Annotated in this window: 21 protein-coding genes; 14 read left to right on the top strand and 7 right to left on the bottom strand. The window is 69.6% G+C overall.

Going from position 1 to position 17,274, the window contains the following annotated elements; all coding sequences use genetic code 11:
• The first annotated feature begins 4 nt into the window (after positions 1–4).
• Genes ACXIZN_RS30860 through ACXIZN_RS30850 form a run of 3 tightly spaced genes read left to right on the top strand, consistent with a single transcriptional unit; the run spans position 5 to position 1,366 of the window.
• Positions 5–556, top strand: coding sequence for a hypothetical protein (locus ACXIZN_RS30860; protein ID WP_126733224.1), 552 nt, complete (start codon positions 5–7; stop codon positions 554–556).
• A complete protein-coding gene (locus tag ACXIZN_RS30855) occupies positions 553–1,005 on the top strand; it encodes a hypothetical protein (protein WP_457958559.1) in 453 nt (150 codons plus the stop codon). Before ACXIZN_RS30860 ends, ACXIZN_RS30855 begins: the two co-directional genes overlap by 4 nt.
• Positions 983–1,366 (top strand): hypothetical protein, encoded by a 384-nt coding sequence (locus ACXIZN_RS30850; protein ID WP_457958557.1) that lies wholly within the window; start codon positions 983–985, stop codon positions 1,364–1,366. Before ACXIZN_RS30855 ends, ACXIZN_RS30850 begins: the two co-directional genes overlap by 23 nt.
• Here ACXIZN_RS30850 and ACXIZN_RS30845 read toward each other — a convergent pair.
• The gene (locus ACXIZN_RS30845) at positions 1,359–1,850 is read right to left on the bottom strand and encodes a TspO/MBR family protein (protein ID WP_457958556.1); all 492 of its coding nucleotides are present in this window, start codon (positions 1,848–1,850) and stop codon (positions 1,359–1,361) included. The two genes, ACXIZN_RS30850 and ACXIZN_RS30845, sit on opposite strands and share 8 nt — an antisense overlap.
• Before the next feature lie 121 nt (positions 1,851–1,971).
• On the opposite strand from ACXIZN_RS30845, the gene hemL reads away from it, so the two are divergent.
• The 7 genes from hemL (at position 1,972) to ACXIZN_RS30810 (ending at position 9,362) form a co-directional block, all read left to right on the top strand.
• Complete coding sequence (gene hemL / locus ACXIZN_RS30840; RefSeq protein WP_457958554.1) at positions 1,972–3,276, top strand: glutamate-1-semialdehyde 2,1-aminomutase; 1,305 nt, start codon at positions 1,972–1,974, stop codon at positions 3,274–3,276.
• Positions 3,273–3,905: a histidine phosphatase family protein gene (locus ACXIZN_RS30835; RefSeq protein ID WP_457958553.1), complete on the top strand. Its 633-nt coding sequence runs from the start codon at positions 3,273–3,275 to the stop codon at positions 3,903–3,905. Before hemL ends, ACXIZN_RS30835 begins: the two co-directional genes overlap by 4 nt.
• The gene (locus ACXIZN_RS30830; protein WP_457958551.1) at positions 3,902–4,483 is read left to right on the top strand and encodes a TlpA family protein disulfide reductase; all 582 of its coding nucleotides are present in this window, start codon (positions 3,902–3,904) and stop codon (positions 4,481–4,483) included. Before ACXIZN_RS30835 ends, ACXIZN_RS30830 begins: the two co-directional genes overlap by 4 nt.
• 135 nt (positions 4,484–4,618) lie before the next feature.
• Complete coding sequence (locus ACXIZN_RS30825) at positions 4,619–5,392, top strand: cytochrome c biogenesis CcdA family protein (protein WP_457958549.1); 774 nt, start codon at positions 4,619–4,621, stop codon at positions 5,390–5,392.
• Positions 5,393–5,466: 74 nt separating this feature from the next.
• A complete protein-coding gene (gene resB / locus ACXIZN_RS30820; RefSeq protein WP_457960639.1) occupies positions 5,467–6,975 on the top strand; it encodes a cytochrome c biogenesis protein ResB in 1,509 nt (502 codons plus the stop codon).
• A 5-nt stretch (positions 6,976–6,980) separates the two neighbouring features.
• Entirely contained in the window at positions 6,981–7,949 is a 969-nt protein-coding gene (ccsB, locus tag ACXIZN_RS30815) for a c-type cytochrome biogenesis protein CcsB (protein ID WP_219146240.1), read from the top strand.
• Between the two features lie 78 nt (positions 7,950–8,027).
• Positions 8,028–9,362 (top strand): MinD/ParA family ATP-binding protein, encoded by a 1,335-nt coding sequence (locus ACXIZN_RS30810; protein ID WP_457958547.1) that lies wholly within the window; start codon positions 8,028–8,030, stop codon positions 9,360–9,362.
• Here ACXIZN_RS30810 and ACXIZN_RS30805 read toward each other — a convergent pair.
• Together ACXIZN_RS30805 and ACXIZN_RS30800 are read right to left on the bottom strand one after the other, a co-directional pair.
• Positions 9,359–9,541: a hypothetical protein gene (locus tag ACXIZN_RS30805; protein ID WP_016330943.1), complete on the bottom strand. Its 183-nt coding sequence runs from the start codon at positions 9,539–9,541 to the stop codon at positions 9,359–9,361. The two genes, ACXIZN_RS30810 and ACXIZN_RS30805, sit on opposite strands and share 4 nt — an antisense overlap.
• Before the next feature lie 148 nt (positions 9,542–9,689).
• The gene (locus ACXIZN_RS30800) at positions 9,690–9,902 is read right to left on the bottom strand and encodes a BldC family transcriptional regulator (RefSeq protein ID WP_340684881.1); all 213 of its coding nucleotides are present in this window, start codon (positions 9,900–9,902) and stop codon (positions 9,690–9,692) included.
• 248 nt (positions 9,903–10,150) lie between these two features.
• Here ACXIZN_RS30800 and ACXIZN_RS30795 point away from each other — a divergent pair, with 248 nt between their 5' ends.
• The 3 genes from ACXIZN_RS30795 to cds1 are packed head-to-tail and all read left to right on the top strand — an operon-like array spanning position 10,151 to position 11,993.
• Positions 10,151–10,624 carry an Lrp/AsnC family transcriptional regulator gene (locus tag ACXIZN_RS30795; RefSeq protein ID WP_185927119.1) on the top strand — a complete coding sequence of 158 codons (474 nt, stop codon included), beginning with the start codon at positions 10,151–10,153 and terminating at the stop codon, positions 10,622–10,624.
• An 11-nt stretch (positions 10,625–10,635) separates the two neighbouring features.
• A complete protein-coding gene (locus tag ACXIZN_RS30790; protein WP_126733234.1) occupies positions 10,636–10,914 on the top strand; it encodes a DUF4229 domain-containing protein in 279 nt (92 codons plus the stop codon).
• Positions 10,911–11,993 (top strand): L-cysteine desulfhydrase Cds1, encoded by a 1,083-nt coding sequence (gene cds1 / locus ACXIZN_RS30785; protein WP_126733235.1) that lies wholly within the window; start codon positions 10,911–10,913, stop codon positions 11,991–11,993. Before ACXIZN_RS30790 ends, cds1 begins: the two co-directional genes overlap by 4 nt.
• A 206-nt stretch (positions 11,994–12,199) precedes the next feature.
• On the opposite strand, the gene ACXIZN_RS30780 is transcribed toward cds1, so the two are convergent.
• The 4 genes from ACXIZN_RS30780 to ACXIZN_RS30765 all read right to left on the bottom strand — a co-directional run bounded on the left by ACXIZN_RS30780 (position 12,200) and on the right by ACXIZN_RS30765 (position 15,475).
• Positions 12,200–13,069: a 1,4-dihydroxy-2-naphthoate polyprenyltransferase gene (locus ACXIZN_RS30780; RefSeq protein WP_457958545.1), complete on the bottom strand. Its 870-nt coding sequence runs from the start codon at positions 13,067–13,069 to the stop codon at positions 12,200–12,202.
• An 85-nt stretch (positions 13,070–13,154) separates the two neighbouring features.
• Complete coding sequence (locus ACXIZN_RS30775; RefSeq protein WP_162836880.1) at positions 13,155–13,313, bottom strand: hypothetical protein; 159 nt, start codon at positions 13,311–13,313, stop codon at positions 13,155–13,157.
• A gap of 62 nt (positions 13,314–13,375) precedes the next feature.
• Positions 13,376–14,500 (bottom strand): o-succinylbenzoate--CoA ligase, encoded by a 1,125-nt coding sequence (menE, locus tag ACXIZN_RS30770; RefSeq protein ID WP_457958543.1) that lies wholly within the window; start codon positions 14,498–14,500, stop codon positions 13,376–13,378.
• Positions 14,501–14,551: 51 nt separating this feature from the next.
• Entirely contained in the window at positions 14,552–15,475 is a 924-nt protein-coding gene (locus tag ACXIZN_RS30765; RefSeq protein ID WP_192747729.1) for a 1,4-dihydroxy-2-naphthoyl-CoA synthase, read from the bottom strand.
• Positions 15,476–15,532: 57 nt separating this feature from the next.
• Between ACXIZN_RS30765 and menD the strand changes: the two genes are divergently transcribed.
• Positions 15,533–17,209, top strand: coding sequence for a 2-succinyl-5-enolpyruvyl-6-hydroxy-3-cyclohexene-1-carboxylic-acid synthase (menD, locus tag ACXIZN_RS30760; protein ID WP_185927121.1), 1,677 nt, complete (start codon positions 15,533–15,535; stop codon positions 17,207–17,209).
• Positions 17,210–17,274: the final 65 nt, after the last annotated feature.

Here is a 17,274-nt window from a genome sequence, read left to right as displayed (position 1 = left end):
TCGCGTGAGCGACAGCAGAGCCGACGAAACGGACGACGAGCGCCGCAAGCGGGGGATGTCACCGGACCCGATCCTGCCCGGCCAGAAGCCGCCGAAGATCACGGTGCCGAAGCCGGTCGCGATCTCGTTCTGGCTGTGGATCCTCGCCGGCGTCGTCCTCGTGGCCGGGCAGATCGCCCTGCTGGTGCTGAAGGACGAGCTGACCGAGGGCATCCTCAAGCAGATCAGGGAGAACCCGGTTCCCGGCCAGCCCGCCGATCCGGCGCAGGTCGCCTCCGGCGTTAACACGCTCCTCTGGATGCTGTTCGGCGGCGCGCTCACCTTCGCGGTGCTGTTCGCGCTGTTCGCGTACAAGGCCCGTGAGGGAACGCGGTCGGCCAGGACGGTCCTCACCGTGGGCGCGGTCTTCCTGGTCCTGGTGGAACTGCTGATCCTGCGCGGTTCGCTCAACGTGTTCCTGCTGGTGTCCACCCTGCTGGTGGCGATCGCGCTGGTGCTCATGTACCTGCCCAGCGTCGCGGACCATTTCCCGAAGGTCGGGCGCACGCTGCCATGACCGCCGAGCCGTCCCTCTACGACGAACCCGGCGTGGGCTGGACGGCTTTGCTCTGGGCGCCGTTGTTCGCCCTCGCCGGGCTGCTCGCGGAACTGGCGACGGGCGGCCCGGTCCACTGGCTCGCCTGGATACTGGTCGCGGCCGGGCTGGTGGCGATCACCGTGCCCTGGGTGTACGCGCGCCGCCGGTATCTCTCGCTCGAAGTCACCGCGGACGGCTACCGCCAAGGCCGGGAAACGCTCGAGGCGGCCCGGATCGCCGAGGTGCTCGAAGACGAGGCCCCGGTCGGCTCGCGGGTCCTCGGCGGAGGCTGGACGATCCCCAAGAAGCACGGCGAAGTCGGGTTGAAACTCGAAGACGGCGTTTTCGTGCGCGCCTGGGCCAAGGATCCGGACGCCCTCCGTGCGGCTCTCGGGGATTTGGTGCGTGCCCGCACCACAGAGTCATGAGAAACTGCTCACCGTGATCGACCTTCCCCAGCCGACCGGCGCCGATCTGTGGCCACCGGAGGACTCCCGGCGCGACGCCCGGCTGCACAAACCCCTGCGCGCCGTGGTGGGGGCGGTCGAACTGATCCTCGCCGCGCTCGCCGTGTGGGGTTCCTTCGCGTGCTGGAAGGCCGGTGTCGTCCCGGTCGTGATCTCCTACGACGAAACGACGCTCGAATCGCAGCGCTACTTCGGTGGCCCGCTCGCCGGCGCCATCGGGCTGGGCGTGCTGGCCGCGATCCTGGTGGTGGACGCGATCCGCCAGTTCCTGCTCGCCGTCCGGGCCAAGGGCCGCAAGCCCAAGGAACCGAAGCTCAGTTGAGCCACACGACCGCGGCGTTGACCGCGGTCGAGAACAGCAGCCACAGCAGATACGGCGCGAGCAGCCAGGCCGCGAGTTTCGACCGGCGGCCGAACTCCGCCATCGTGATGGGCACGACGAAGTCCAGCACGAGGACGTCGGCCAGCGCGAGGACGTGCGCGCCGCCGGCGAAGAACAGCGGCGTCCACAGCAGGGTCAGCAGCAGGCAGACGCCGTAGAGGGCGAAGCCGCGCGTTTCACCGTCAGTGCGCCAGTAGAACCAGCCCGCGAAGGCGACCAGGAGCAGCAGGACCGACCACATCGGGCCGTAGAGCCAGCCCGGCGGCGCCCACGACGGACGGGCCAGCGCGTTGTGCGTCTCGGTGCGGCTGGCGACCGCCAGCCCGGCCACGATCCCCACGATCGCCGCCATGGCGATGAATCCCGCCAAGGCCTGCCAGCGCAGGCGACGGTGGTGGGTCGGTGGTGACGGCACCGTGGACACGTGAATTCCTCCGCGAGGGTTTCGGCGGGAGTGCTCCCACCCTAGTGGGCCTGGTCACGCCATGCCCGGAACGGCGAGGACTCGGCGGCGGGTGTCCCCGGCGATTTGCGAGACTGGGGACGTGACTACCGGAGTCGATCAGTCCAAGGCATGGTTCGAACGAGCGAAGGCCGTGGTCCCGGGCGGGGTGAACTCCCCGGTGCGGGCCTTCAACTCCGTCGGCGGCACCCCGCGGTTCATGGTGCGCGGTGAGGGTCCGTACCTCTGGGACGCCGACGGCAACCGTTACGTCGATCTGGTCTCCTCGTGGGGCCCGATGATCCTCGGGCACGCGCATCCGGACGTCGTCTCCGCCGCCCGCGAAGCCGCTGTCGACGGCCTGTCGTTCGGCACGCCGACGCGCGGTGAGGTCGAGCTCGCCGAGGAGATCATCGGCCGCGTCGAGCCGGTGGAGCAGGTGCGCCTGGTCAACTCCGGCACCGAGGCGACGATGAGCGCGATCCGGCTGGCCAGGGGGTTCACCGGCCGGGCGAAGATCATCAAGTTCGCGGGCTGCTACCACGGTCACGTCGACGCGTTGCTCGCCGAAGCGGGCTCCGGCGTCGCGACCCTCGGCCTCCCGACGTCGCCCGGGGTCACCGGCGCGCAGGCGGCCGACACGATCGTCTTGCCCTACAACGATCTCGACGCGGTCCGGAAGTCCTTTGTGGACAACCCGGGCGCGATCGCCGCGATCATCACCGAAGCCGCCGCCGGCAACATGGGCGCCGTCGCCCCGGTCGACGGGTTCAACGCCGGCCTCAAGGAGATCGCGCGCGAGCACGGCGCGCTGCTGATCATGGACGAGGTGATGACCGGGTTCCGCGTCTCGAAGGCGGGCTGGTTCGGCCTCGAAGGCGTCGCCGGTGACCTGTACACGTTCGGCAAGGTGATGTCGGGTGGGCTGCCCGCGGCGGCCTTCGGCGGACGCGCCGACGTGATGGCGAAGCTGGCCCCTGGTGGGCCGGTGTACCAGGCGGGGACGCTGTCGGGGAACCCCGTCGCCGTCGCCGCCGGGCTCGCGACGCTGCGCGCGGCCGACGACGCCGTGTACGCGGCCCTCGACGCCAACGCGAAGCGGCTCGGCGACCTGTTCGGCCGGTCGCTCGCCGAGGCGGGCGTCACGCACACCGTGCAGTACGCGGGCAACCTGGTCAGCGTGTTCTTCAGCGAGAACCCGGTGACGAACTACCCGGGCGCGCAGGCCTCGGAGACCTGGCGGTTCCCGGCGTTCTTCCACGCGCTGCTGGACAACGGCGTGTACGCGCCGCCGAGCGCGTACGAGGCGTGGTTCGTCAACGCGGCCATGGGCGACGCGGAGTTCGAGATCATCGAGTCCGCGTTGCGCGTCGCCGCCCGCGCCGCCGCCGAGGCGGTCCAGGCGTGAGCGCGACGACGATCGTGCACCTGCTCCGCCACGGCGAGGTGCACAACCCGGACGGGATCCTGTACGGCCGCCTGCCCGGCTTCAAGCTCTCCGACCGCGGACAGCGTCAGGCGCTGACGGTCGCCGAAGCCGTCGCGACGCACGACATCACGCACGTGGTCGCTTCGCCGCTTCAGCGCGCGCAGGAGACCGCGGCGCCGATCGCGGCCGCGCACCGCCTCGACGTCGACACCGACGATCGGCTCATCGAGGCGGACAACCAGTTCGAAGGCGAGCGGGTCGCCGTCGGTGATGGCGCCCTTCGCCAGCCGAAGCACTGGCCGAAGCTGGTCAACCCGTTCCGGCCGTCCTGGGGTGAGCCGTACGTCGAGATCGCGCACCGCATGCTCGGCGCCATCCATCGCGCGCGGCGAGCGGCCGAGGGCCACGAGGCGCTGTGCGTCTCGCACCAGCTGCCGATCTGGACCGTGCGGCGCTTCCTGGAGGCGAAGCGGCTCTGGCACGACCCGCGCAACCGGCAGTGCTCGCTCGCGTCGCTGACCAGCCTGATCTTCGAGGGCGAAGAGCTCATGCGGATCGTCTACAGCGAGCCCGCCGGCACGACCGACCCGAAGGTGACCGGCGCATGAAGCGACTCGTGGCGGCCGTCATCGGGCTGGCGCTCGTCGTCACCGGTTGCACCACCGGCAAGGACGCCGTCGTCACCGGCGGTTCGTTCAACTTCGTTTCGCCGGGCGGGAAGGTCGACATCACCTACGACGTCGCGGACCGCCAGCCGTCGCCGACGCTTTCCGGTGACGACCTGATGAACGAGGGCAAGCAGCTTTCGATCGCGGACTTCCCCGGCAAGGTCATCGTGCTGAACCTGTGGGGCCAGTGGTGCGGGCCGTGCCGCGTCGAGGCGCCGGAGATGCAGAAGGTCTACGACCAGACCAAGGCGTCCGGCGTCGAGGTGATCGGCATCGATCTGCGTGACAACGACCGGAAGCCGCCGCAGGACTTCATGCGGGACCGGAAGCTGACGTACCCGTCGATCTACGACCCGTCGGGGCGGACGCTGCTGCAGCTTTCGGGCTACCCGCGCAACATCATCCCGTCGACGATCGTGCTGGACAAACAGCACCGCGTCGCGGCGGTGTTCCTGCGGGAACTGCTGGCGTCGGACCTGCTGCCCGTCGTCCAGCGCCTGGCCGCCGAACCCGCCTGACCCACGCCCGGATCGCGTTTAGCCCGCTGAACGCGATCCGCCGACCGGGACCAAGGTCCTGACCGGGTGCGACGTAGGTCCCGTTGGGCCAGCCCCGGCGTTTTCACCTGGACCACACTGCCTACGCTCCTTTGCGTGAACGGTGTTACCGAGCTGGCGCTCTCAGGGCCGCTGCTGCTCGCGGCGGGCGTGGCGCTGCTGGCCGGGACGATCTCCTTCGCGTCGCCGTGCGTCGTGCCGCTGGTGCCCGGGTATCTCGCGTACCTGGCGGCGCTGGTCGGCGCGGACGCCCCCGCGGTCAGCCCCGGCGAGGGGCGCAAGAAGGGCCGCTACGCCGTCGTCGGCGCGGCCGCGTTGTTCGTGCTCGGGTTCACCGTCGTCTTCGTGGTGACGCTGGGGACGCTGGTGTGGATCGCCGACGTCGTCCAGCTCAACATGGATCTCCTCCAGCGCCTCGGCGGCGTGCTGACCATCGCGATGGCACTGGTCTTTCTCGGCTGGATACCGGGCCTGCAGCGCGAGTTCCGCTCACACCACGTTCCGCGCGGCGGGCTCTGGGGCGCGCCGGTGCTCGGCGCGGTCTTCGGGCTCGGCTGGACGCCGTGCATCGGCCCGACGCTGTCCGCGGTCATGTCGATGGCCAGCGCCACCGGCGGGGCGGCGGCGCGCGGATACGTGCTGATCCTGGTCTATTGCCTCGGCCTCGGTCTGCCGTTCCTCATCATCGCGTTCGGCGCCCGCTGGGCCGTCCGCGCCACCGACTGGCTGCGCCGCCACGGCCGCCAGGTGCAGGTCTTCGGCGGTGTCCTGCTGCTGGTCGTCGGCGTCCTGCTGGTGACCGGACTGTGGGGCGACCTGACCGGCTGGATCCGGAACACCCTCGTGAACGACATCAGGCTGCCCTTGTGACCACTCGATACCGCCCGACGCCGCTCAAGCGCGCCTTCGCCTTCCTGCGCAACACCTGGCGCGGACTGACGTCGATGCGCACCGCGCTGGTGCTGCTGTTCCTGCTCGCGCTCGCCGCGATGCCCGGCGCCCTGCTGCCGCAGCGGAACCTCAACGTCGCCAAGACCGACGAGTACATCGCCGCGCACGGCTGGTGGGGCGAACTGCTCGACCGCCTGCAGTTCTTCGAGGTCTACGGCAGCGTCTGGTTCTCGGCGATCTACATCCTGCTGATGGTCTCGCTCATCGGCTGCCTCGCGCCGCGCAGCTTCGAGTACGCGAAGGCGATGCGCGCGAAGCCGGTGCTCACGCCGCGCAAGCTCTCGCGGATGCCGCATCACGTGTCCACTGTGCTCAGCACGACCGACCGGACTCCCGAGACAGTCCTGAAGGACACGCACACGCTGCTCAAGGGCTGGCGCCGTGTCGAGCGCGAAGAGGCCGACGGAAGCCGGAGCATCTCCGCCGAACGCGGGTACCTCCGCGAGACCGGCAACCTCGTCTTCCACTTCGGCATGCTCGGCCTGATCATCTTCTTCGCGCTGGGCAAGCTGTTCGGTTACGAAGGCCAGGTCATCGTCCAGGCCGACGGCAGCCCGTGGTGCAACTCCGGGATCCTCGGCTACGACACCTTCAACGCCGGGCTGCGCGTCGACGGCACCGACCTCAACGCGTTCTGCATCCGCCTCAAGGACTTCGAGGCTCGCTACACCGAGTCCGGCCAGGCGAACTACTACCACTCCAACATGGAGTACCAGTCCGGCGAGGACCTGCAGACCGGCGCGTGGAAGCCGTACGGACTCGAGGTCAACTCGCCGCTGCGCACCGCGGGCGACCGCGTCTACCTGCTGAACTTCGGCTACTCCCCGAAGTTCACGGTGACCTTCCCCGACGGCACCGTGCGGACCAACATCACTCCGTGGCGTCCCGCCGACGAGCCGACGAAGCTCTCCGAAGGCGCGACGAAGATCGACCAGCCCGGCATCACCGACCCGATCGAACGCCGCACCCGCCAGCTCGCGATCACCGGCCTGCTCGCGCCGACCGCGTTCATGCACGGCAACGTGCTGACGTCGTCGCGGCCCGAGGCGAACAAACCGGCCGTGGCCGTCGACATCTACCGCGGCGACCTCGGCCTCGACGCCGGCCGGGGGCAGTCGATCTTCCAGATCGACCAGTCGCTCGTCGCGGACGGCAGGCTCAAGAAGCTCACGCGGCAGAACCTGGACCAGGGTCAGGAGACCGTGCTGGACGACGGCACGAAGGTCCGCTTCGACGGCGTCCAGGAATGGGTCGCCATCCAGGTCTCGCACGATCCGGTGCAGGGCTGGGTGCTGGTCTGCGCGGTCGCGATGCTGATCGGGCTGGCGGGATCGCTGCTGGTCAAACGGCGCCGGGTGTGGGTCCGGGTGACCCCGGCGCGCGAAGGTGAGCCGGGTACCGTGATCGAGGTCGCCGGGCTGGCGCGCACCGATCAGGCGGGCTACGGCGAAGAGTTCCAGCGGATCAGCGGCAAGCTGGTCCAGGGGCAGAGAGGCAACTAGAGGTCATGCCGATCAACGAGACGCTGTCCCAGTACAGCGACTACTCCTACACCACCGCGGCGGCGATCTACGTCCTCGCGCTGATGTTCGCCCTCATCGAGCAGGGCTTCGGCGCGAAGGGCAGGCTCGCGGCGGAACGCAGCATGCAGCGCTCCCGCGAACTGGTCGGCGCGGGTGGCCCACCGGCTTACGGGACGCCGGTCGAGTCCCCGCGCGAGGTCGGCCGCCCCGAGCGCATCGGCCGCATGGGCGCCGCGCTGCTGGTGCTGGCCGCGCTGCTGCACCTGGCCGCGATCGTGCTGCGCGGGCTCGCCGTGCACCGCGCGCCGTGGGGCAACCTCTACGAATACGGCATGGCCACGACCTTCATCGCCGTCGTGACCTGGCTCGTCATCATGCGGAAGTTCCCGGTCCGCCACCTCACCGGCTTCCTGCTGCTGCCGGTCGTGATCCTGATGTTCGTCAACGGCACGATGCTGTACACGACGGCCGCGCCGGTGCAGCCCGCGCTCCAGTCGTACTGGCTGATCATCCACGTTTCCGCGGCGATCATCGGCTCGGGTGTCTTCCTGGTGCCGGGTGTCGCGAGCGTCCTTTACCTGTTCCGCGCCGCCCACGACGACAACCCGGCGAAGTTCGCCAAGTTCGGCCCGAAGCTGCCCGCCGCGGACGTGCTCGACCGCATCGCCTACCGCACCACCATCTTCGCCTTCCCGATCTTCACCTTCGGCGTGCTCTGCGGCGCGGTGTGGGCGGAGGCGGCGTGGGGCCGGTTCTGGGGCTGGGACCCCAAGGAGACCGTCGCCTTCGTGGCGTGGGTCGTCTACGCGGCGTATCTCCACTCCCGTGCCACCGCGGGCTGGCGCGGGAAGCGGGCCGCGATCATCAACATCGTCGGGTTCTCCGCGACGATCTTCAACATGTTCTTCGTGAACCTGGTGACGTCGGGTCTGCACTCCTACGCCGGGGGCTGACCGCCGCCTCTGCGCGCGCGACGACTACCGTCAATACTGAGGTATGGGGGTAGACGTGCGCGGAGGAGGAATTCAGCGGTGACCGGACCCAGCGAAGAATCGGCTCCTGGCCACCCCGAACCGACCGAGAGCGTCCAGCCCTCGGAGTTGTTCTTCGAGGACCGGACGGATTCGGCGCCGCATCCGACCGCGGGCGGTTTCGAGGCCGAGCCGACCCAGGTCGTGCAGCCGCAGTATCCGCCGCAGCAGGCCCAGTATCCGCAACAGCAGCCCGCTCCCCAGCAGCAGCAGCCGCTGCCGCAGCCGTCGCAAGGGCAGTATCAGCAGCCCTACGACCAGAACCTGCCGCCGCTGCAGCCTCAGCAGCCCCAGCAGGCGCCGCCACAGCAGGCCGCCCCGTACCCGCCCCAGCAGCAGTACGCGCAGCCGCAGCAGGCGGTGCCGGGGCTTCCGCAGCCGCAGGGCAGGCACGCGCTCCCGGACGAACTCGCCACCGCGAGCCTGGTGAAGCCGCAGAAGCGCAAGCCGCAGTCGGGCTGGCGCAAGGCGCTTTACGTGGGCACCGGCAAGCTGGTCAACCCGGGCGAGAGCCCCAAGGACACGCGTAAGCGGGAGCTGATCGCGCAGATCAACCAGCCGCTGCGCGGGTGCTACAAGATCGCGATGCTGAGCCTCAAGGGCGGCGTCGGCAAGACCACCACGACGACCACCCTGGGCTCGACGTTCGCGTCGCTGCGCGGTGACCGCGTCGTCGCCGTCGACGCGAACCCGGACCGCGGGACGCTGTCGCAGAAGATCCCCATCGAGACCACCGCGACCGTGCGGCACCTGCTGCGGGACGCGGACAAGATCACCAGGTACAGCGACGTCCGTTCGTACACCTCACAGGGCGGAAGCCGCCTGGAGATCCTCGCCAGCGAGCAGGACCCGGCGGTTTCGGAGGCCTTCTCCGAGGACGACTACCGGCGCACGGTCAACCTGCTGGAGCACTTCTACAACATCGTGCTCACCGACTGCGGGACCGGTTTGATGCACTCGGCGATGAAGGGTGTCTTGGACGTCGCGGACGCGCTGGTGGTGGTCTCCTCCGGCTCCGTCGACGGGGCGCGCAGTGCGTCGGCCACGCTCGACTGGCTGGAAGCACACGGCTACGGTGACCTGGTCAAACGGTCCGTCGCGGTGATCAACTCGGTGCGGCCGAAGGGCGGCTCCGTCGATCTCGACAAGCTGTCCGCGCACTTCGGCGCGCGTGTCCGTTCGGTGTGCCGGATCCCGTTCGACCCGCACCTGGAAGAGGGCGCGGAGATCGAGCTGGACCGGCTCGACGCGGACACCAGGCTGGCGCTGCTGGAACTGGCGGCCACCGTCGCCGACGGCTTCGGTGGCCAGCCGTACCAGCCGATCCAGGCCTAGTCCTTGTCCTCGTCTTTACCTTTGCGCTGTTGCTCACCGAGCTTGCGCAGGAAGTCGGGGTCGTCGTCCGGGGCCAGTGTCGGTCGCGACGAGGGCACCCCGACACGCTCGATCCCGAAGGCGCGCCACAAGACAACGGCGACGGTGAGCGCTCCGATGGCCGCGAGCAGATAGATCATGCTCGGTCCCTTCCGCGTGGAGGACGTTCCTCAGTCCCACGAGGCTAGCCTCTTTGCCGCGCGTGGGGGGACTCATGGATACCCCAATGTGACGAAGGGCGGTTACGAGCCCTTCGTCACTGGAGTCCTATTTGAGGGAAATGCCTGCTCAGAGCTTGCGGGCGGGCTCGCTGGCGTCGGTGGTGAGCTCGGCCAGGAGTTCGTTCACCTCGGCCTCGCGGAACCGGCGGTGCCCGCCGGGAGTGCGGATCGAGCCGATCCGGCCCGCGGTCGCCCAGCGGGTCACGGTCTTGGGGTCGACCCGGAACAGAGCCGCCACTTCGCCGGGGGTGAGCAACCTGCCGCCCATGGTCGCGGTCATTTTCCGCCTCCTTCACGGTTCCAGTGCTAAACCGGAGGCGGGCCCTGTGCCCGTCGTGCCGGGTAGCCAACACGGCAATCGTTGCATCTCACCCGTCAGGTACTCGAACGGTTGTCCATAGGTAAAGAGCCCTTAAAGGTCAAAACCGACAACCGCGACATACGCGTTCCGGCCCCTCGGTCTTGTCACGGATGTATGAAAACGCGCCCTGATCACGCGAATCGGGCCGTGGCACCTAAGGTGTAGCGGTGGACCAGGTGGATCGGAAGATCATCGCGGCATTACGGGAGAACGGCCGGGCTACCTACGCCGACCTCGGCCGGTCTGTCGGGCTCTCGGCTTCATCAGTGCACGAGCGGGTCGGCAAACTCGAGGCCGCCGGCGTGATCACCGGCTACCACGCCATGGTCGACCCGAGCACGGTCGGACTCGGGGTGACGGCGCTGGTCGGCATCCACCCCACCGACACCGCGACCGAGGACGACGTCGCGGAGGCGCTCGGGGCGCTGGACGAGGTCGAAAGCTGCTATGCCGTCGCGGGCGACGAGGCCTTCGTCGTCAAGGTGCGGGTGGCGACCGTCGACGATCTGGAGCGGACCCTCGGCAGGCTGCGGCGGATCCCCGGCGTCGGCCGCACGAACACGACCGTCGTCCTCTCCACCCGCTTCGAAGGACGGCCCAACAACGCGGGCCTGGACGACGGCCGCGACGGCAACGCGTAGCCTGCGTTGGTGTGAGCGATAATCACCTGCCCCGTGACCTGACGCTGTACGTGCTGGCCAGGTTCGTCCTGGTCGGGGTCATCGCAGGCGGGTTACTGCTGGCCAACGTCCCGCTGCTGGTCGCGTTGGTGATCGGCCTGGTCGTGGGGCTGCCGCTGGGCCTGCTGCTGTTCCGCCCGCTGAACGCGCGCGTGACCGCCGGGCTCGCCCGCCGTAACGAAAAACGCGCCCGCGCCCGTGCCGAGCTGCGCTCGCAGCTGCGCGGCGACCGGGTGGACGGTGCCGCGTGAGCCTCCTGCACAGCCGCAGCTGGGTCCGCGAAGCCGTCCGCATCATCGAGGCCGACGCGAACCGCAGCGCCGACACGCACCTCCACGTCTTCCCGCTGCCCCCGGAATGGGGCGTGGACCTGTACCTGAAGGACGAGTCCGTCCATCCGACCGGCTCGCTCAAGCACCGGCTCGCGCGTTCGCTGTTCCTTTACGGTCTGGTGAACGGCCAGATCGGGCCGGACACCGTGCTGGTCGAGGCGTCCAGCGGCTCGACGGCGGTTTCGGAGGCGTACTTCGCGCGGATGCTCGGGCTGCGCTTCATCACCGTGGTGCCGCGCAGTACTTCGCCGGAGAAGATCGCGCTCATCGAGTTCTACGGCGGCGAATGCCACTACGTCGACCGCGCGCCGGACATGTACCCCGAGGCCGAGCGGCTCGCTTCGGAGTGCAACGGCCACTACCTCGACCAGTTCACCTACGCGGAGCGCGCGACGGACTGGCGCGGGAACAACAACATCGCCGAATCGGTGTACGCGCAGATGCAGTCCGAGCGGCACCCCGTGCCGGCGTGGATCGTCGTCGGCGCCGGGACCGGCGGCACGAGCGCGACCTTCGGCCGCTACGTGCGCTACAAGCGGCACACCACGAAGATCGCCGTCGTCGACCCGGAGAACTCTTCGTTCTTCGGCGCCTGGCAGACCGGGGCACTCGACTACAGCACCGGCATGCCTTCGCGGATCGAAGGAATCGGGCGGCCACGCGTCGAGCCGTCGTTCGTGCCCGGCGTGATCGACGAGATGTTCCAGGTCCCCGACGCCGCTTCGCTGGCGGCCATCCGCGTGCTGCGCGAGCGGACCGGGCACTGGGCCGGCGGCTCGACCGGGACGAACCTCTTCGGCGCTTTCACGCTGATCTCGCGGATGGTCTCGGAAGGTCAGGCGGGCAGTGTCGTCACGCTGCTGTGCGACGGCGGGGAGCGGTACGCCAACACGTACTACGACGACGCTTGGCTCGCACAGAAGAACATCGACATCGCGCCTTACCTGGAGAAGTACCGGGAGTTCTTGGTGAGCGGGAAGCTGGCCCCGGAGGCCTGAGGGCTTCGGGTGGCGTCGCGAAAGCCACTTTCGCGACGTCTGGTGTCCCGAAAGTGGCTTTCGCGACACCAGGTGGTGCCCGTGCAAGCACGGAAGACGCGTGACCGGACCTTTCGCGCCGCACTGTGTGGATTTCGGGTCATCCAACGCCCCGAAATCCACACAGTCCAGCATCAAAGGTCCGGTGACGCCTCACAGCGCCAGGCTCACAGCGCCAGCGCGACCGCGGTCAGGACCGCCCACCCCAGCATCGCGAACCCGGTGTCCCGCAGCGCCGGGATCAGCGCCCGCCCCTGCGCCCCGCCGCCGACGGCCTTGACCGACTTCAGCAGCAGCGGCGCGGTCAGCAGGCCCAGCAGCGCCCACGGCGTCACGAAGGCGAGCAGCACGCTCACGACGTACGGCACCGCGACCAGCACCAGGTAAAGCCGGCGGGTCCCGCCATCACCGAGCCGGGTGGCGAGCGTGCGCTTGCCGGACTCGATGTCGGTCGGGATGTCGCGGAGGTTGTTGGCGGTCAGCACCCCGGTCGAGAACGAGCCGACGGCGACCGCGCAGCCGAGCGCGGTCCAGCTGACCTGTCCTGCTTGGACATACACGGTGCCGAGCACGCCGGCCAGCCCGAAGAAGACGAAGACCGCGATCTCGCCGAAACCGTAGTAGCCGTAAGGCTTTTTGCCGCCGGTATAGAACCAGGCGCCGAGGATGCAGACCGCGCCCATCGCCAGCAGCCACCACAGCCCGCTGATCGCGACGAGCACGAGCCCGAGGACTCCGGCGAGCCCGAGGGCCACGAGTGCGGCCGCCAGGACGGCCTTCGGCTTCGCGACTCCGGAGCCGACCAGCCGCAGCGGGCCGACGCGGTTCTCGTCGGTGCCGCGGATGCCGTCGGAGTAGTCGTTGGCGTAGTTGACGCCGACGATCAGCGCCAGCGAGACGAGCAGCGCGAGAATCGAGCGGATCCAGGAGAAGCCGTCGAGCGCGATCGCCGCGCCGACTCCGGCGACCACCGGCGCCACCGCGTTGGGCAGCGTCCGCGGGCGCGCCCCTTCGATCCATTCACCAGCAGTCGCCATGCCGCCATTCTGGCCCTGGCCACTACCGGCCGGTATGCGGGGCTCGTCACCTGCCCGCGCCCTCGCGAGCAGGTGACGAGTCGCGCTACTTGAGGTCGTCGATCGTGTCTTCCAGGGTCCAGGTGAGCGTGCCGCTGTTCGGAACGGCGGTCTCCGGTTCGTCCGCCAGCGCGGGCCCGGCCAAAGCGACCAGTCCCATCGTGACGGCGGTGCAGGCCAATACTGTGCGTGTCCAGCGCGTCATATGTAGACGTAAACCCGCGGGTAATGACTGTGTCAACAACGTCCCGGTAATCGGTGGGGAATTCACGACCTTCGTAGGAGATTCCTGACGGCCGCCCTGTCGACCTTCCCGGGGCCCCGCAGAGGGAGCTCTTCGGCGAATTCGACCCGCTTCGGAGCGGCGGCCGCGCCGGCCTCTTCGCGGCACGCGGCACGCAGCGAATCGGCGTCGCAACCAGCGCCGACGACGAGCGCGACGACGGCTTCGCCCCACTCCGGGTCGGGCACCCCGACCACGCACGCGTCCCGGATTCCGGGCTGTGCGGACAAGATCCGCTCGACGGTCGCGGCGGCCACCTTCACCCCGCCAGTGTTGATCATGTCGTCGATCCGCCCCAGGATCTCCAGCCGCCCGTCGGCCGTCCACCGGCCACGGTCGGAAGTGCGGAACCGGCCGTCCTCGAAGGCCTCCGCGGTCAGATCGGGTCGCAGCCGGTAGCCGTGCGTGAGGACGTTACCCGTGATATAGACCCGCTCGTCCTCGAGTTCGACGCGTACTCCGTCCAGCGGTACGCCGTCGTAGACGCAGCCGCTCGCGGTCTCGCTCATGCCGTACGCGGGCACGATCTTCACGCCCGCTTCGGCGGCGCGCTCGCGGAGATCCGCTGTCGTCGCCGCGGCGCCGACGATGATCGCGTCGAACGCGCGCGCCGCCGCCAGGCCGGGGCCGCCCGCGTCGAGCAGCCGCCCGAGCTGGGTCGGCACGAGCGCGGTGTAGCGCGGCCCGTCCAGGGACAGCAGCGGTGCGGCGGCCTCGGCGAAGTCGTCCGGCCGGAAACCGGAGGCGTGCAGCACGGACGGCGTCGTCCCGGCCAGCAGCGAGCGCACCAGCACCTGGAGCCCGCCGATGTAGTGCGCCGGGGTCGCGAGCAGCCAGTGGCCCGGCCCGCCGAGCCTCTTGTGGGTCGCGTGAGCCGACGCGGTGAGCGCCGAGGCCGACAGCAGGACCCCCTTCGGCTCACCGGTGGAGCCGGAGGTGGCGATGATCACCGCCGTCCCGGGTTCGGCCGGGCGGGTCGGCTCCATCGCGTCGCGCAGGGGCTCCGACGAGTAGGGGAGGACGGCGGGGCCGCAGTCGAGCGCCTCGGCCAGTGCCGCGGTCAGCTCGACGATCGACTCCGGACTTCCGTCCACCCCTACCGCGCGCATCGCTCCACCCTACGTCCGCCCGCGGATCGCGTTCAGCCCGCTAAACGCAGGTCAGTAGTAGTACGGGAAGGCCGACCAGTCGGGGGAGCGCTTCTCCAGGAAGGAGTCGCGGCCTTCGACGGCTTCGTCCTGCATGTACGCCAACCGGGTGGTTTCGCCGGCGAAGAGCTGCTGGCCGACCAGACCGTCGTCGGTGAGGTTGAACGCGTACTTGAGCATCCGCTGCGCCGTCGGCGACTTGCCGTTGATCGCCCACGCCCAGTCCAGCGCCTCGGCCTCGAGCTTCGCGTGCGGGACGGCGGAGTTGACCGCGCCCATCGCCTGCATCTGCTCGGCGGTGTACTCGCGGCCGAGGAAGAAGATCTCCCGGGCGAACTTCTGCCCGACCTGCTTGGCCAGGTACGCCGAGCCGTAGCCGCCGTCGAAGGAGCCGACGTCGGCGTCGGTCTGCTTGAAGCGCGCGTGCTCGGCCGAGGCGAGCGTGAGGTCGCACACCACGTGCAGCGAGTGCCCGCCGCCCGCCGCCCAGCCGGGGACCACGGCGATGACCACCTTCGGCATGAACCTGATCAGCCGCTGGACCTCGAGGATGTGCAGCCGTCCGGCCCTGGCGGGATCGATCGTGTCGGAGGTCTCCCCTTCCGCGTACTGATACCCGGAGCGTCCGCGAATACGCTGGTCACCACCGGAACAAAACGCCCAGCCGCCGTCCTTCGGCGAAGGGCCGTTGCCGGTGAGCAGGACGCACCCGACGTCCGAGCTCATCCGCGCGTGGTCGAGCGCGCGGTAGAGCTCGTCGACGGTGTGCGGGCGGAAGGCGTTGCGGACCTCGGGACGGTCGAACGCGACACGTACGACACGTTTGCCTGAGCGGCTCTCAGAGGAGCGGTGATAGGTGATGTCGGTGAAGTCGAAACCTTCGACCTCGGTCCACAAGGCGGGGTCGAACAGCTCGGAAACCTGGGCGTCATCCACGTTTGGGAGAATAGGACGTGTGGCCGTGAGTCGTAGTGTGAAACCCGAGGTCTGCCGGTGAATCCTTCCACCGCGCAGGCCAGGGTCATCGTCGACGAACTCGTCCGCAACACCGTCTCGCACGTCGTCCTCTGCCCGGGCTCACGCAACGCCCCGCTGTCGATCGCGCTGTACGACGCGGCGGCCGCCGGACGCCTCCAGCTGCACGTCCGCATCGACGAACGCGGCGCCGGCTTCCTCGCCCTCGGCATCGCCGCGCGCACCGGCCGCCCCGTGGCGGTGCTGTGCACCTCGGGCACCGCGGCCGCGAACTTCCACCCCGCCGTGCTGGAGGCCGACCGCGCCGGGGTCCCGCTGATCGTGCTGACCGCCGACCGGCCGCCCGAGATGCGGGCCGCCGGCGCGAGCCAGGTCATCGACCAGCACCAGCTCTACGGCAACGCCATCCGCTACTTCGACGAGCTCGCCGTCGCAGAACGCCGCGCCGGGCAGAACTCGTACTGGCGCGGCCAGATCTGCCGCGCTTGGAACGCCGCGTACGGCGAATGGCGCTGCGGGCCGGTGCACCTGAACATCCCGTTCCGGGAGCCGCTCGTGCCCGATATCGATGATGACGGAGAGTGGTACGAGTCACTCGAAGGGCGTCCCGACGGCGCTCGCTGGACAGAGCTCCCGGACTTCGGCGCGCTTCCCTCTTTCGTGGTGCCCTCGGCCCGTCACGGCCTGGTCATCGCGTGCGACACCGGCGTGCAGGCGGCCAGCGAGTGGGCCGAGCTGCACGGCTGGCCGGTCGTCTCCGAGACCGGCGGGATCGGGATGGCTGGCGCGACGGCGATCTCGTCCGGCGCGTGGCTGCTCGGTGTCGAGGAGTTCATCTCGCGGCATAAACCCGAACAGGTCCTCTGCATCGGGCGTCCGACGGTGTTCCGGCAGGTCCAGCGGGTGCTGTCCGATCCGGACGTCGAGGTGCTGCTGGTCCGGCCCGATTCGGACTGGCCCGCGCCCGCGCACAACGTCCGCCAGGTCGGCCAGTGGTTCGACGAGCCGACCAAACCGGCCGATCCGGAGTGGCTCGCGAGCTGGCAGCGCGCGGACAAGGCGGCGGCGGGGGCGGTCACCGAAGCGCTGGCCGACGAGCCGTGGCCGAGCGGGCTGCGCCTGGCGACCGAGCTGGTCGACGCGGTCCCGGAGGGGTCGCTGCTGGTCGTCGGCTCGTCCAACCCGACCCGCGACGTCGCCCTCGCCGGACGGCTGCGGCCCGACGTCCTCGTGCACCGCAACCGCGGCGTCGCCGGCATCGACGGCATGGTGTCGACCGCGATCGGCGCCGCGACCGTCCACAGGGGACATTCGTACGCCCTGCTCGGCGACCTGACGTTCCTGCACGACGCGAGCGGCCTGCTGACCGGGCCCGCCGAACAGCGCCCCGACCTGACGATCGTGGTGCTCAACGACGACGGCGGCGGCATCTTCTCTCTGCTGGAGCAGGGCGCGCCCGAGCACAACGCCAGCTTCGAGCGGGTCTTCGGCACGCCGCACGGCGCCGACCTCGGTGCCCTGTGCGCCGGATACCGCGTGCCGCACGTCGTCGCCGAGACGCTCACCGAATTCCGTGCGGCGCTCAAGCCCGCACCGGGGCTGCGCGTGGTGGAGGTCCGCGTGGACCGAACGCGCCACCGCGAACTGCACGCGCGCCTCCGTACGGCGGTGTCCTCCGCCGTGCGTGCTGTCTAACCGTATTCCAGAGGGTAGGAACCCCTCCTTCGGACGTGTCTCCGCGTCGATCGTCTGGCTACGTT

This window comes from Amycolatopsis sp. TRM77291 (assembly GCF_054166285.1).
The sequence above is the reverse complement of the archived record's forward strand: the minus strand, read 5'-3'. Positions and strand labels throughout refer to the sequence as shown.

Bases quoted from the DNA above. Each gene is read 5' to 3' on its own strand.
- ACXIZN_RS30855 (WP_457958559.1), top strand. From the start codon at position 553: ATGACCGCCGAGCCGTCCCTCTACGACGAACCCGGCGTGGGCTGGACG.
- ACXIZN_RS30830 (WP_457958551.1), top strand. From the start codon at position 3,902: ATGAAGCGACTCGTGGCGGCCGTCATCGGGCTGGCGCTCGTCGTCACC.
- resB (WP_457960639.1), top strand. From the start codon at position 5,467: ATGCGCACCGCGCTGGTGCTGCTGTTCCTGCTCGCGCTCGCCGCGATG.
- ccsB (WP_219146240.1), top strand. From the start codon at position 6,981: ATGCCGATCAACGAGACGCTGTCCCAGTACAGCGACTACTCCTACACC.
- ACXIZN_RS30805 (WP_016330943.1), bottom strand. From the start codon at position 9,541: ATGATCTATCTGCTCGCGGCCATCGGAGCGCTCACCGTCGCCGTTGTC.
- ACXIZN_RS30800 (WP_340684881.1), bottom strand. From the start codon at position 9,902: ATGACCGCGACCATGGGCGGCAGGTTGCTCACCCCCGGCGAAGTGGCG.
- ACXIZN_RS30780 (WP_457958545.1), bottom strand. From the start codon at position 13,069: ATGGCGACTGCTGGTGAATGGATCGAAGGGGCGCGCCCGCGGACGCTG.
- ACXIZN_RS30775 (WP_162836880.1), bottom strand. From the start codon at position 13,313: ATGACGCGCTGGACACGCACAGTATTGGCCTGCACCGCCGTCACGATG.
- menE (WP_457958543.1), bottom strand. From the start codon at position 14,500: ATGCGCGCGGTAGGGGTGGACGGAAGTCCGGAGTCGATCGTCGAGCTG.